Annotated in this window: 15 protein-coding genes and 1 tRNA gene; 14 read left to right on the forward strand and 2 right to left on the reverse strand. The window is 61.6% G+C overall.

The window, feature by feature from the left end; all coding sequences use genetic code 11:
* Positions 1 to 17: 17 nt before the first annotated feature.
* The 14 genes from AC1TXO_RS06690 (at position 18) to AC1TXO_RS06755 (ending at position 10,237) form a co-directional block, all read left to right on the forward strand.
* Positions 18 to 764: a YebC/PmpR family DNA-binding transcriptional regulator gene (locus tag AC1TXO_RS06690; RefSeq protein WP_486405583.1), complete on the forward strand. Its 747-nt coding sequence runs from the start codon at positions 18 to 20 to the stop codon at positions 762 to 764.
* Between the two features lie 85 nt (positions 765 to 849).
* Positions 850 to 1,374, forward strand: a complete 525-nt coding sequence (gene ruvC / locus AC1TXO_RS06695; RefSeq protein WP_486405584.1) for a crossover junction endodeoxyribonuclease RuvC — start codon at positions 850 to 852, stop codon at positions 1,372 to 1,374.
* A gap of 109 nt (positions 1,375 to 1,483) precedes the next feature.
* Positions 1,484 to 2,101 carry a Holliday junction branch migration protein RuvA gene (gene ruvA / locus AC1TXO_RS06700; RefSeq protein WP_486405585.1) on the forward strand — a complete coding sequence of 206 codons (618 nt, stop codon included), beginning with the start codon at positions 1,484 to 1,486 and terminating at the stop codon, positions 2,099 to 2,101.
* Positions 2,098 to 3,144 (forward strand): Holliday junction branch migration DNA helicase RuvB, encoded by a 1,047-nt coding sequence (gene ruvB / locus AC1TXO_RS06705; protein ID WP_486405586.1) that lies wholly within the window; start codon positions 2,098 to 2,100, stop codon positions 3,142 to 3,144. Before ruvA ends, ruvB begins: the two co-directional genes overlap by 4 nt.
* Positions 3,145 to 3,269: 125 nt before the next feature.
* Positions 3,270 to 3,722, forward strand: coding sequence for a tol-pal system-associated acyl-CoA thioesterase (gene ybgC / locus AC1TXO_RS06710; RefSeq protein ID WP_486405587.1), 453 nt, complete (start codon positions 3,270 to 3,272; stop codon positions 3,720 to 3,722).
* 2 nt (positions 3,723 to 3,724) lie between these two features.
* Entirely contained in the window at positions 3,725 to 4,420 is a 696-nt protein-coding gene (gene tolQ / locus AC1TXO_RS06715; protein WP_054890996.1) for a protein TolQ, read from the forward strand.
* Positions 4,421 to 4,434: 14 nt separating this feature from the next.
* Positions 4,435 to 4,887: a protein TolR gene (gene tolR / locus AC1TXO_RS06720; RefSeq protein WP_012315816.1), complete on the forward strand. Its 453-nt coding sequence runs from the start codon at positions 4,435 to 4,437 to the stop codon at positions 4,885 to 4,887.
* Positions 4,887 to 5,930: a cell envelope integrity protein TolA gene (gene tolA, locus AC1TXO_RS06725; RefSeq protein ID WP_486405588.1), complete on the forward strand. Its 1,044-nt coding sequence runs from the start codon at positions 4,887 to 4,889 to the stop codon at positions 5,928 to 5,930. Before tolR ends, tolA begins: the two co-directional genes overlap by 1 nt.
* 26 nt (positions 5,931 to 5,956) lie before the next feature.
* On the forward strand, positions 5,957 to 7,228 hold the full coding sequence (gene tolB / locus AC1TXO_RS06730; protein WP_486406805.1) for a Tol-Pal system beta propeller repeat protein TolB: 1,272 nt from the start codon (positions 5,957 to 5,959) through the stop codon (positions 7,226 to 7,228).
* A 53-nt stretch (positions 7,229 to 7,281) separates the two neighbouring features.
* Positions 7,282 to 7,779: a peptidoglycan-associated lipoprotein Pal gene (gene pal, locus AC1TXO_RS06735; protein WP_023381906.1), complete on the forward strand. Its 498-nt coding sequence runs from the start codon at positions 7,282 to 7,284 to the stop codon at positions 7,777 to 7,779.
* A 6-nt stretch (positions 7,780 to 7,785) separates the two neighbouring features.
* Complete coding sequence (ybgF, locus tag AC1TXO_RS06740; protein ID WP_486405589.1) at positions 7,786 to 8,601, forward strand: tol-pal system protein YbgF; 816 nt, start codon at positions 7,786 to 7,788, stop codon at positions 8,599 to 8,601.
* 160 nt (positions 8,602 to 8,761) lie between these two features.
* Positions 8,762 to 9,409, forward strand: a complete 648-nt coding sequence (gene queE / locus AC1TXO_RS06745) for a 7-carboxy-7-deazaguanine synthase QueE (protein WP_486405590.1) — start codon at positions 8,762 to 8,764, stop codon at positions 9,407 to 9,409.
* Between the two features lie 17 nt (positions 9,410 to 9,426).
* Positions 9,427 to 10,101, forward strand: coding sequence for a 7-cyano-7-deazaguanine synthase QueC (gene queC / locus AC1TXO_RS06750; RefSeq protein WP_486405591.1), 675 nt, complete (start codon positions 9,427 to 9,429; stop codon positions 10,099 to 10,101).
* 60 nt (positions 10,102 to 10,161) lie between these two features.
* A tRNA-Lys gene (locus AC1TXO_RS06755) sits at positions 10,162 to 10,237 on the forward strand.
* A gap of 187 nt (positions 10,238 to 10,424) precedes the next feature.
* On the opposite strand, the gene AC1TXO_RS06760 is transcribed toward AC1TXO_RS06755, so the two are convergent.
* Both AC1TXO_RS06760 and AC1TXO_RS06765 read right to left on the reverse strand, forming a co-directional pair.
* Positions 10,425 to 11,411: an oxidoreductase gene (locus AC1TXO_RS06760; protein WP_486405592.1), complete on the reverse strand. Its 987-nt coding sequence runs from the start codon at positions 11,409 to 11,411 to the stop codon at positions 10,425 to 10,427.
* The gene (locus AC1TXO_RS06765; protein ID WP_486405593.1) at positions 11,411 to 12,556 is read right to left on the reverse strand and encodes a quinone oxidoreductase family protein; all 1,146 of its coding nucleotides are present in this window, start codon (positions 12,554 to 12,556) and stop codon (positions 11,411 to 11,413) included. Before AC1TXO_RS06765 ends, AC1TXO_RS06760 begins: the two co-directional genes overlap by 1 nt.
* Positions 12,557 to 12,585: the final 29 nt, after the last annotated feature.

Here is a 12,585-nt window from a genome sequence, read left to right on the forward strand (position 1 = left end):
AAGGATTTGGAGTCGTTATGGCCGGTCATTCCAAGTGGGCGAACATCAAGCACCGCAAAGAACGCCAGGATGCCAAGAGAGGCAAGATCTTCACCAAGTGGATCCGCGAGCTCACCGTCGCCGCCAAGCAGGGCGGTGCCGACCCTGCCTCCAACCCACGACTGCGCCTGGCCCTGGACAAGGCCCTGGGTGCCAACATGAGTCGCGACATCATCGATCGTGCGGTGGCCCGGGGTGCCGGCACCAACGAGAGCGACAACGTCGAGGAACTCAGCTACGAAGGTTACGGCCCGGGCGGGGTGGCGATCATGGTCGAAGCCATGACCGACAACCGCAACCGTACCGCCGCCGCCGTGCGTCATGCGTTCACCAAGTGTGGCGGTAACCTCGGCACCGATGGTTCGGTGGCCTACCTGTTCGAACGCAAGGGCCAGATCAGCTTCGCCCCGGGCGTCGATGAAGACGCCCTGATGGAGGCGGCCATGGAGGCCGATGCCGACGATGTGGTCGGCAACGATGATGGCTCCTTCGAGGTGTTCACCTCGTTCAACAGCTTCTACGCCGTGCGTACTGCGCTGGAAGAGGCCGGCTTCAAGGCGGCGGATGCGGAAATCGTCATGCAGCCGACCACCAGCGCCGAGCTGGACGAGGAGGGCGCGCAGAAGGTACTCAAGCTGATCGACATGCTCGAGGATCTGGATGACGTGCAGAACGTCTATTCCAATGCGCAGATCAGCGACGAAATCATGGAAAAACTCGGCTGAGGTCTTCCTTGGCCTTCTGGGTTTTCTCGCGCGCTGGTCGCAGCGGCAGGGAAACCCATCAAACGTGCAGACAACCGCAGGCTTTATGACGCTGATTCTTGGTATCGACCCCGGCTCGCGCATCACCGGCTACGGTGTGGTGCGCCACACCGCCCGTGGTTGCGAGTACGTGGCCTCCGGTTGCATCCGCACCGGTGGTGGTGAGCTGCACGAGCGCCTGCAGATCGTGTTTCGCGGCGTGAGCGAGGTCATTCGCCTGCACGGTCCGGTCACCATGGGCATCGAGCGCGTGTTCATGGCGCGCAACGCCGACTCGGCGCTCAAGCTCGGTCAGGCCCGGGGCGCGGCCATCGTCGCTGCCGCCGAGGCGGGGCTGGAAATAGCCGAGTACACGGCCAGCCAGGTCAAGCAGTCGGTGGCGGGTACGGGCGGGGCGAACAAGGAGCAGGTGATGCTGATGGTCATGCATCTGCTCAAGCTCACCCAGAAGCCGCAGATCGATGCCTCCGATGCCCTGGCCATTGCCTTGTGCCATGCCCATACCCGCTCCAGCCTGGTGCCCCACGGCCTGGCCACGGCCCGTCGTCGTGGCGGACGCTTGCGTCTGTAACGGCTTCATGCCCTGATACACATTTTGTCCGGGTGACACGCTCACCCGCCGCATTTGCTGATAGGGTTGTCCGGTCACAGGCCGAACGCCCGAGAGAAAGGATCGGAACGTGATTGGACGTTTGCGTGGCACCCTGGCGGAGAAACAGCCGCCGCACCTGATTATCGATGTCAATGGCCTGGGCTATGAGCTGGAGGTGCCGATGACGACGCTGTACCGCCTGCCCAAGGTCGGTGAAGCGGTAACGCTGCACACTCACCTGGTGGTGCGCGAAGACGCCCACTTGCTCTATGGCTTCTTCGAGAAGCGCGAGCGCGAACTGTTCCGCGAACTGATCCGCCTCAACGGCGTCGGCCCCAAGCTGGCCCTGGCGCTGATGTCGGGCCTGGAAGTGGACGAGCTGGTGCGTTGCGTGCAGGCCCAGGATGCGTCGGCCCTGGTACGAGTGCCGGGGGTCGGCAAGAAGACCGCCGAACGCCTGCTGGTCGAGCTCAAGGATCGCTTCAAGGCCTGGGAAACCTCGCCCGCCATGTTTACCCTGGTGTCCGACGGTCCGCTGCCGGTGGCCAGCAACTCCAGCGCCGAGGCCGATGCGGTCAGCGCCCTGATCTCCCTGGGCTACAAGCCGCAGGAAGCGAGCAAGGCGGTGTCGGCGATCAAGGACAAGGCGAACATGAGCAGTGAGGATCTGATCCGTCACAGCCTCAAAGGGATGATCGTCAAGTGATCGAAGCCGACCGCCTGATCGCTGCCAGCGGACGCGACCGCGAAGAGGTCCAGGACCGCGCCATCCGCCCGCTGAGCCTGGACGAATACATCGGCCAGCCGGTGGTGCGCGAGCAGATGGGCCTGTTCATCCAGGCCGCCCGCGGGCGCAACGAATCCCTCGACCACACCCTGATCTTCGGCCCGCCTGGCCTGGGCAAGACCACGCTGGCCAACATCATTGCCCATGAGATGGGCGTGTCGGTCAAGAGCACTTCCGGCCCGATCCTCGAGCGCCCGGGCGATCTGGCGGCAATGCTGACCAACCTCGAGCCGCACGATGTGTTGTTCATCGACGAGATCCATCGCCTGTCACCGGTGGTCGAGGAAGTCCTCTATCCGGCGATGGAGGACTTCCAGCTCGACATCATGATCGGCGAAGGGCCCGCCGCGCGCTCGATCAAGCTCGACCTGCCGCCCTTCACCCTGGTGGGGGCGACCACGCGCGCCGGCATGCTCACCAACCCGTTGCGCGACCGGTTTGGCATCGTCCAGCGCCTGGAGTTCTACAGCAACCAGGACCTGGCAACCATCGTCAGCCGCTCGGCGAACATCCTCGGCCTGGCCATCGAAGACAAGGGCGCCTTCGAAATCGCCCGCCGCGCCCGCGGCACGCCGCGGATCGCCAACCGCCTGCTGCGCCGCGTGCGTGACTACGCCGAAGTGCGCGGCAAGGGGCACATCACCAAGGATATCGCCGACAAGGCGCTGAACCTGCTGGATGTCGACGAGCGTGGCTTCGACCATTCCGACCGCCGCCTGCTGCTGACCATGATCGAGAAGTTCGACGGTGGCCCGGTCGGGGTCGACAACCTGGCGGCGGCGATCAGCGAGGAGCGGCACACCATCGAGGACGTGCTCGAACCCTATCTCATCCAGCAGGGCTACATCATGCGTACACCCCGGGGGCGTGTGGTCACCCGTCACGCCTACCTGCATTTCGGCTTGAACATCCCCGGGCGTTTCGCCGAGGGCGGTGAATTTTCCGATCCGGACGATGAATGACAGATCGAATCGGTTATTTCGTGGTCATAGCGCCAGCGCTTTGCAACAGAGCTGGCAATACGACATTCCCCCTGAAAAAACAGTTGCCCGGGCGGATTGGCAAGCTGAGGAGTAAGCACTAGAGTATGCGCGCGCAAAATCGGCCGGAGCCGTTCGCACATCGCTGTCGCGTCTATTACGAGGATACCGACGCGGGTGGGGTGGTGTATTACGTCAACTACCTGAAATTCATGGAACGTGCTCGCACCGAGCGGCTGCGTCACCTGGGTTTCTCCCAGTCCGAACTGGCAGGGCAGAACCTGCTGTTCGTGGTCCATTCCAGCGAGGCGCGCTATCACGCTCCCGCACGGTTGGACGACGAGCTGCGAGTGACCGCGCAAGTGCTTGAATTGAATCGCGCCAGCCTGCGCTTCGTGCAGCAGGTCTGGCGGGAAAAGGATGCAACGCTGCTCTGCGAAGGGCAGTTCCTGGTGGCCGCCGTGCGCGCCGACACTTTCAAACCCCGGGCCATTCCCACTGAACTGCGCGACGCTTTCATGGCGGACGGGTCGGGTACTCAATCGAACGCAGGAGAATAAGCGTGGAAGCAAACGTCGTCGACCATACCTCCATGTGGAGCCTGGTCGCCAATGCCAGTGTGGTGGTTCAGCTGGTGATGCTGACCCTCGTGGCAGCCTCGGTGACCTCTTGGATCATGATTTTCCAGCGCAGCACCATGCTGCGCGCCGGTCGTCGTGCGCTGGACGCGTTCGAAGAGCGTTTCTGGTCGGGCATCGACCTGTCCAAGCTGTACCGCCAGGCCGGCAGCAACCCTGACCCGGATTCGGGTGTCGAGCAGGTCTTCCGCGCCGGCTTCAAGGAGTTCTCGCGCCTGCGCCAGCAGCCGGGTGTCGATCCTGACGCAGTGATGGAAGGCGTGGGCCGTGCCATGCGCGTGGCCATCTCCCGCGAGGAAGAGAAGCTCGAGCAGAGCCTGCCGTTCCTGGCCACCGTCGGCTCCACCAGCCCGTACATCGGTCTGTTCGGTACCGTGTGGGGGATCATGAACTCCTTCCGCGGCCTGGCCAGTGCCCAGCAGGCCACCCTGGCCACTGTGGCACCGGGCATCGCCGAGGCCCTGATCGCCACCGCGATCGGCCTGTTCGCCGCGATCCCGGCCGTCATCGCCTACAACCGTTTCGCCGCGCGCAGTGAAACCCTGATCGGCCGTTACTACACGTTCGCCGACGAGTTCCAGGCAATCCTGCACCGCAAAGTACACACCAGCGAAGAGTGATCAGGTAGACATCCATGGCCCGAGTTCGCCACAAACGCAAGCCGGTCGCCGAGATGAACGTGGTGCCCTACATCGACGTGATGCTGGTGCTGCTGGTCATCTTCATGGTGACCGCACCCATGCTCAACCAGGGCGTGAAGGTCGACCTGCCCAAGGTTTCCAGCGAAGCCTTGCCGCAGGACAACAACGTCCAGATCCTCACCATCTCGATCAAGGCCGACAAGACCTATTACTGGAACCTGGGCAGCGAAGTCGATACCGACAAGCAGATGGACAAGGCGATGACCCTGCCTGAAATGACCAGTGCGGTGACCAAGATCATTGCTGCCGGTCGCGACCAGGGCAAGCAGACCCAGGTGTTCATCCGTGGTGACAAGGCCGTCGACTATGGCGCGGTCATGGGCGCCATGGGCGGGTTGCAGAAGGCCGGTGTCGGTAACGTTGGCCTGATTACCGAGGCGCCCTGATGCAACAGCGAGAGCCATCCGCCTCGGAAAGCTACTTCTGGCCCAGTGTCTGGGCCATCGGCCTGCATGTGCTGGTGTTCGGCCTGCTGTTCGTCAGCTTCGCCATGACCCCCGAGCTGCCGCCGTCCAAGCCGATCGTCCAGGCTACGCTCTATCAGCTCAAGTCCAAGAGTCAGGCAACCACCCAGACCAATCAGAAGATTGCCGGGGAAGCCAAGAAAACGGCTTCGCGCCAGACCGAAGTCGAGCAGATGGAGCAGAAGAAGGTCGAGCAGGAGGCTGTGAAAGCCGCGGAACAAAAGAAGGCCGACGCCGCTCAAAAGGCCGAGGAAGCCCGCGAGGCCGCCGAAGCCAAGAAAGCCGAAGACGCCGCCAAGGCTGCCGAGGCGAAAAAGGCCGCCGAGCAGAAGAAAGCCGAGGAAGCGAAGAAGCAGCAAGCCGACATCGCCAAGAAGAAGGCCGAGGACGAAGCCAAGAAACAGGCTGAGGAAGAGGCCAAGAAAGCCGCCGCTGAAGAGGCGAAGAAGAAAGCCGCCGAAGACGCCAAGAAGAAAGCCGCGGCGGCCGAGGAAGCGAAGAAGAAGGCAGCCGAAGAGGCCAAGAAGAAGGCCGCTGCGGACGCCCAGAAGAAAAAGGCACAGGATGCAGCCCGCAAGGCGGCGGAAGACAAGAAAGCCCAGGCCCTGGCCGAGCTGCTGTCCGACACCACCGAGCGCCAGCAGGCCTTGGCCGATGAGCAGGGCGACCAGGTGGCGGGTGATTTCGATGACCTGATCCGCATGCGTGCGGCAGAAGGTTGGGCACGTCCGCCTTCCGCGCGCAAGGGCATGACGGTAGTCCTGCAGATCAACATGCTGCCGGACGGCACCATCACCAATGTGAGCGTGGCCAAGTCCAGTGGCGACGGTCCGTTCGACAGCTCGGCCGTGGCCGCGGTGAAGAACATTGGCCGACTGACTGAAATGCAGGGCTTGAAGCCGAACGAATTCAATCCGTATCGTTCGTTCAAGATGACATTTACACCTGAGGATCTAGCGTTGTGATTAAACGTCTGAGAGGACTGCTGGTCATGCTGTGCTGCGTGGCAGGCATGGCGGTGGCAGAGGAAAAGAACATCCTGGTCACCAGTGGCAGCGACCGCGCCACGCCCATCGCGGTCGTGCCGTTCGGCCTGCAGGGTGGCAGCGTGCTGCCCGAGGACATGGCCGACATCATCGGCAACGACCTGCGCAACTCCGGCTACTACGCGCCGATCCCGCGTCAGAACATGATCAGCCAGCCGACCCAGGCCAGCGAAGTCATCTTCCGCGACTGGAAGGCACTGGGCGCCCAGTACGTGATGGTCGGCAACATCGTGCCGTCCGGTGGACGCCTGCAGATCAGCTATGCGCTGTTCAACGTCGCCACCGAGCAGCAGGTGCTGACCGGCAGCGTCGGCGGTGGCGTCGACCAGTTGCGCGACATGGCGCACTACATCGCCGACCAGTCGTTCGAGAAACTCACCGGCATCAAGGGCGCGTTCTCCACCCGTATGCTGTACGTGACGGCCGAGCGCTTCTCGACCAACAACACTCGCTACACCCTGCAGCGCTCCGACTATGACGGCGCGCGTGCAGTGACCCTGCTGCAGTCGCGCGAGCCTATCCTGTCGCCGCGTTTCGCGCCGGATGGCAAGCGCATCGCCTATGTGTCGTTCGAGCAGAAGCGCCCGCGCATCTTCGTCCAGCACATCGATACTGGCCGCCGTGAGCAGGTCACCAACTTCGAAGGCCTCAACGGTGCGCCGGCCTGGTCGCCGGATGGCAATCGCCTGGCCTTCGTGCTGTCCAAGGACGGCAACCCGGACATCTATGTGATGAACATGGGGTCGCGCCAGATCAGCCGCGTTACCGCCGGCCCTGGCATCAACACCGAGCCGTTCTGGGGCAAGGACGGCAACACCCTGTACTTCACCTCCGACCGTGGCGGCAAGCCACAGATCTACAAGACGTCGGTATCCGGGGGTGGTGCCGAGCGCGTGACGTTCGTGGGCAACTACAACGCCAACCCGAAACTGTCGGCCGATGAAAAGACCCTGGTCATGATTCATCGCCAGGAAGGTTTCACCAACTTCAAGGTGGCTGCCCAGGACTTGCAACGGGGAAGTGTAAAGATTCTCTCTGAAACAAGTCTTGATGAGTCTCCCACTGTTGCGCCAAACGGCACCATGCTAATCTACGCAACCCGCCAGCAGGGCCGGGGAGTCTTGATGCTCGTGTCGCTTAACGGCCGTGTGAGGCTCCCACTTCCTACCGCTCAAGGCGAAGTCAGAGAACCGTCCTGGTCCCCCTACCTGAACTGATTGCGGCGTAACAATTTTGCTTAACACACTGGGGTTTCATTAGGAGTTTCACGATGGAAATGCTGAAGTTTGGTAAATTCGCTGCGCTGGCTCTGGCCATGGCCGTAGCTGTAGGTTGCTCCTCCAAGGGCGGTGACAACGCTGGCGAAGGCGCTGTTGACCCGAACGCTGGCTACGGTGCAAACACCGGCGCTGTCGACGGTTCCCTGAGCGAAGAAGCCGCCCTGCGCGCAATCACCACCTTCTACTTCGAATACGACAGCTCGGATCTGAAGCCAGAAGCCATGCGCGCCCTGGACGTTCACGCCAAGGACCTGAAAGCCAACGGCAACCGCGTTGTTCTGGAAGGCAACACCGACGAGCGCGGTACCCGCGAGTACAACATGGCTCTGGGCGAGCGTCGTGCCAAGGCCGTTCAGCGCTATCTGGTTCTGCAGGGCGTTTCCCCTGCTCAGCTGGAACTGGTTTCCTACGGCGAAGAGCGTCCAGTTGCCACCGGCAACGACGAGCAGTCCTGGGCTCAGAACCGTCGCGTAGAACTGCGTAAGTAAGTTCTTATGCGTATGTGCCGTCGTGTTGTAACCGTCCTCGCCCTCAGCCTGCCGTTCTCGGTATGGGCTGCGGTCCCTGTAGTAGATGACAACGGGGGCAGTTATCCGCCTTCGGGTTATGGCACGAGCGGCGCCTATGCCGGGGCAGGGGCTTCGGCCCCTGCTTCTGCACAGGGTCAGCTGTTCCTGCAGCTGCAACAGATGCAGGACCAGATCTCCCGCCAGCAAGGCATCATCGAAGAGCTGCAGAACGATGTGTCGCGCATGAAGCAGGAAAACCTGGAGCGATACCAGGATCTGGACCGTCGCATCAACAGCGGTGCCGCTCCGGCTGCGCCTGCCGCTTCACCCGATAATTCCTCCACCGGTGGCGCATCCGACGCCGCAGGTGCCGCTGCCGGCGCAAGCGCTGCGCAGCAACCGGCCGCCAATGGCGAGCCGGCCGATCCGGCGAAAGAAAAGCTGTTCTATGACGCCGCTTTCGACCTGATCAAGCAGAAGGATTTCGACAAGGCCAGCCAGGCCTTCAGTGCCTTCCTGCGCAAATACCCCAACAGCCAGTACGCCGGCAACGCGCAGTACTGGCTTGGCGAAGTCAATCTGGCCAAGGGCGACCTCCAGGGCGCCGGCCAGGCATTCGCCAAGGTCAGCCAGCTGTACCCCAAGCACAGCAAGGTGCCTGACTCGCTGTACAAGCTGGCCGACGTCGAGCGCCGCATGGGCCATACCGACAAGGTCAAGGGCATCCTGCAGCAGGTCATCACCCAGTATCCCGGCACGTCCGCCGCGCAACTGGCCCAGCGTGACATGCAAAAGCTCTGAGTTTCACCGTTCGAAAGAAACCCGCGCCTGGCGCGGGTTTTTTCGTTAGAATCTCTGCCCTTTTTTCGTAAACACGCTGTTGCGGATAACGCTATGTCGAGTCCGCGGCAGTGCCTGACGGAGGCGGTCAGCCTGTATAGCTGGCACGCCCGTGGCGAGCATGCAAGACACATTACGCATCACCGAAGTCTTTTACTCCTTGCAGGGTGAAACGCGAACGGCTGGCCTGCCCACCGTATTCGTGCGCCTCACCGGCTGCCCGCTGCGCTGCCAATACTGCGACAGCGCCTACGCGTTCAGCGGCGGTACCCTGCGTACCCTCGACGATATTCTCGAACAGGTGGCCGGTTTCCGTCCCCGCTATGTCTGCGTCACCGGTGGCGAGCCCCTGGCCCAGCCCAATGCGCTGCCGTTGCTCGAGCGCCTGTGCGAGGCCGGTTATGAGGTTTCGCTGGAGACCAGTGGCGCGCTCGATATCTCCCGGGTCGATACCCGTGTCAGTCGGGTCGTCGATCTCAAGACTCCTGGGTCGGAAGAGGTGCACCGCAACCGCTACGAGAACATCGAGCTGCTGACGCCCAACGATCAGGTCAAGTTCGTCATCTGTTCCCGTGAAGACTACGACTGGGCGGTGTCCAAGCTGATCCAGTACAACCTCGACAAACGTGCTGGCGAGGTGCTGTTTTCGCCTAGCCACCACCAGGTGAGCGCCTCCGACCTGGCCGACTGGATCGTCGCCGACAACCTGCCCGTACGCTTCCAGTTGCAGTTGCACAAATTGCTGTGGAACGACGAACCGGGTCGCTGATCAAGAGAGTGAATGACATGACTGAGAAACGTGCGGTTATCCTGCTGTCCGGCGGCCTGGATTCGGCCACGGTGGTCGCCATGGCCAAGGCCGAAGGCTACAGCTGCTACACCATGAGCTTCGACTACGGCCAGCGCCACCGTGCCGAGCTGAATGCCGCAGCGCGGGTGGCGCGTGACCTGGGCGCGGTCGAGCACAAGGTCATCGGCCTGAACCTCGACGGTATTGGCGGCTCGGCCCTGACCGACAGCAGCATCGATGTGCCCGAGGCGCCGAGCGAGGGGATTCCGGTCACCTATGTGCCGGCACGCAACACGGTGTTCCTGTCGCTGGCCCTGGGCTGGGCGGAGGTGTTGCAGGCACGCGATATCTTCATCGGCGTCAACGCCGTGGACTACTCGGGCTATCCCGATTGCCGTCCCGAGTTCGTGGAAGCCTTCGAGCGCATGGCCAACCTGGCCACCAAGGCGGGTGTGGAAGGGCAGGGGTTCCGTATCCAGGCGCCACTGCAGAACCTGAGCAAGGCGCAGATCGTCGAGGCGGGTATCGCACGGGGTGTGGACTACAGCCTGACCGTGTCCTGCTACCAGGCCGATGACGACGGCCGTGCCTGTGGCAAGTGCGACAGCTGCCGCCTGCGCGCCGAGGGCTTCAAGGCCGCAGGTGTTGACGATCCGACACGCTATTTTTGAAAAAAATCCGATGGGGTATTGATTTCCCGTGAGAAATCAGTAATATACGCGCCATCCAACGGGTCGTTAGCTCAGTTGGTAGAGCAGTTGGCTTTTAACCAATTGGTCGTAGGTTCGAATCCTACACGACCCACCATTACTTAGGCGGTTCATGGATCTTCAAGCTACGCGTAGCATTGAAAAGCACTCATGAAATGCTGAAACGCGAAAGCCCACCTTTATGGTGGGCTTTTGCGTTTCAGACCTTGGGACTTGCTGAGTTGATGGCGCTGGTCGGATCGTTTGGCGCCGTACGAGCGGGCGATCACAGCCCCGTCGTTTGGTTAAGATGGCGTCTGTTCTGCCGTTTGAACATCCAGCAAACGCTCGCTTAGCGCCCACAGTCGTTCAGCGAGTATCGGGTCGGCAGCCCAGGGTAGTACGCCTGTCAACGCGGTGTGATCTGCACTGACACTTTGTGCAATATTGCAGTCCTCACAGTAGACCCCGCCCATGTCATTCAACAATGGACTCGTTGCACACCACAGCGTTGTGGCTGCTCCCTGCGCTACCGTCTTGTACAAGTGAAGCTGTTGCGCAGGAATTTCGCCCTTTGCATCGCGATAACCGAGTGATTGCAAGTCTGCGATACTGATATGCCGTTGCAGGCCTGTCTCTATGCGACCTGGATGTACCGAGAAACCGCGAATACCCTCTGATGCTCCTCGGCTATCCAGTTCGAGGGCGAATAGCGCAACAGCGGTTTTGGACTGAGCATAGGCAATCCACCTGTCGTATTCGCGCCGATGAAAGTTCGGGTCGTCGAAATCAAAGGCTGCGCGTCGGTGTGCGCCCGATGAAAGTCCTACGACACGTGCGCCCTGTGCCCGCTGAAGCGCGGGCCATAGGCGCTGCACCAGTCGGAAGTGACCGAGATGGTTGCCGGACAGTTGCGACTCGCAGCCTCTGGTATCGCGTGCAAAGGGTGTTGCCATGATGCCCGCATTGTTGATGAGCAGATGCAGTGGCCTGCCGCTCCCGCAGAACAAGTCGGCGAAAGCGTCTATCGAGTCCCGATCCAGCAGATCCAAGTGTGCCAGTTCGACCCCTGGAAGATCGCCTATCGCCTGGCGTGCCTTGTCCAGGTTATGCGCAGGAATGACTACGGTCGCGCCTGCCTGCGACAAGAAACGGGTTGTCTCTGCACCGATTCCGGAATAGCCGCCGGTCACGATGGCAACGTTCCCAGCGAGCTCGATGCCTTGCATGACATCGGCTGAAGTCGAATGAAATCCGAATCCTGAATTCAGTGGCGCCTGGGGGGTAGCCATTACCGGGCTCCTTCTTCTTTGATTGACAGGAGGGCTGCTGACGATGGGGGAGATTCGGCGAGGATTGATTGTGTCTGGTTCAAAAGAACGACACACTCGAGGCTGCTGGCGTTGGCCGCCATTTGCATCCCTCTTGGAAGCTCATCGTGCGGCAGTGTGATGGTATTGATTGCATCAAGATCGAGCAGACCGGAACGTACAAGGTCGAACAAGCGCCGGTAGGCGTTGCGCGGGTACATGAAGTTACCGATGAGCTCCCAACTGTTGAACATGATTTCCATGTAGGAAACCGGCAATGGCACGTTCATCGAGCCCATCAAGACCAGGCGCCCCTCGCGGCGCAGGCTGCGAAGAGCCGCCAACGTCATGTCCGGAGTGGTCGCACCTCCCACCATGTCGAGTGCCAAGTCGGCGCCGCCACCAGTCGCGTCCCGGATTCGGGCAGTGTCGGTTACGATATCGCCCGTGGCTTGCACCGTCGCAACGCGCGCGCCGGCCACCTTGGCAATCGCTGCGAGCGCATCAGCATTGCGACCAACGGCCACTACACGAGCTGCGCCCATTGCCAGGCCGAGCAGCACTGCTGCGGTGCCATAAGCGCCTGTGGCGCCTGAAACCACCAGCGTTTCACCTGCTGCCAGACGACCGCGCAACAAGCCACCATAGGGCACGATAAAGCGCATGCCAGTGGCCAGGCCTGCTGCGTCCCTTCCCTCCAGGCCTTCTATCGGTGTGACGCTTGTGGCCGGCAATAGAGCATATTCAGCCAGTGTGCCGTTCGCCCAGTCGTCTTGCATCGCTCGTGCGACATCGCCAAGCGCAGTGATGCCGAGCAGGAATTGTCCGGGTTCGGCGACATTTTCCTGCGCAACCATATGCGCTGAGATCACCACCCGCTGGCCAGGCTGCAAGTGCCAGACGTCTGACCCTACGGCGTGGATGACACCGATGCCGTTACCGCCCGGAATGAAGGGTTTGTCTGGTGCGTGGTAGAGGGGCAATTTTCCTGCGGCGTAGGCATCCATGTACGACATCAGCATGGAAGCTTCCATGCGGACGATCACGGTTCCCGCGCGCAATTGCGGCATAGGGAGATCCACCCGTTGTAGCGATCCGCCCAGTTTTTCGAGTTGCCAAGCTTTCATGACATCCTCAGTCAGAACATGAATTTCGG

This window comes from Pseudomonas sp. FA117, assembly GCF_057370475.1.

What these genes read in the sequence shown, in the direction of transcription:
- queC (WP_486405591.1), top strand. Translation starts at nt 9,427, where the DNA reads ATGACTGAGAAACGTGCGGTTATCCTGCTGTCCGGCGGCCTGGATTCG.
- tolB (WP_486406805.1), top strand. Translation starts at nt 5,957, where the DNA reads ATGCTGTGCTGCGTGGCAGGCATGGCGGTGGCAGAGGAAAAGAACATC.
- ruvC (WP_486405584.1), top strand. Translation starts at nt 850, where the DNA reads ATGACGCTGATTCTTGGTATCGACCCCGGCTCGCGCATCACCGGCTAC.
- AC1TXO_RS06760 (WP_486405592.1), bottom strand. Translation starts at nt 11,411, where the DNA reads ATGGCTACCCCCCAGGCGCCACTGAATTCAGGATTCGGATTTCATTCG.
- ybgF (WP_486405589.1), top strand. Translation starts at nt 7,786, where the DNA reads ATGCGTATGTGCCGTCGTGTTGTAACCGTCCTCGCCCTCAGCCTGCCG.
- queE (WP_486405590.1), top strand. Translation starts at nt 8,762, where the DNA reads ATGCAAGACACATTACGCATCACCGAAGTCTTTTACTCCTTGCAGGGT.
- AC1TXO_RS06690 (WP_486405583.1), top strand. Translation starts at nt 18, where the DNA reads ATGGCCGGTCATTCCAAGTGGGCGAACATCAAGCACCGCAAAGAACGC.
- tolR (WP_012315816.1), top strand. Translation starts at nt 4,435, where the DNA reads ATGGCCCGAGTTCGCCACAAACGCAAGCCGGTCGCCGAGATGAACGTG.
- pal (WP_023381906.1), top strand. Translation starts at nt 7,282, where the DNA reads ATGGAAATGCTGAAGTTTGGTAAATTCGCTGCGCTGGCTCTGGCCATG.
- tolA (WP_486405588.1), top strand. Translation starts at nt 4,887, where the DNA reads ATGCAACAGCGAGAGCCATCCGCCTCGGAAAGCTACTTCTGGCCCAGT.
- AC1TXO_RS06765 (WP_486405593.1), bottom strand. Translation starts at nt 12,556, where the DNA reads ATGAAAGCTTGGCAACTCGAAAAACTGGGCGGATCGCTACAACGGGTG.
- ybgC (WP_486405587.1), top strand. Translation starts at nt 3,270, where the DNA reads ATGCGCGCGCAAAATCGGCCGGAGCCGTTCGCACATCGCTGTCGCGTC.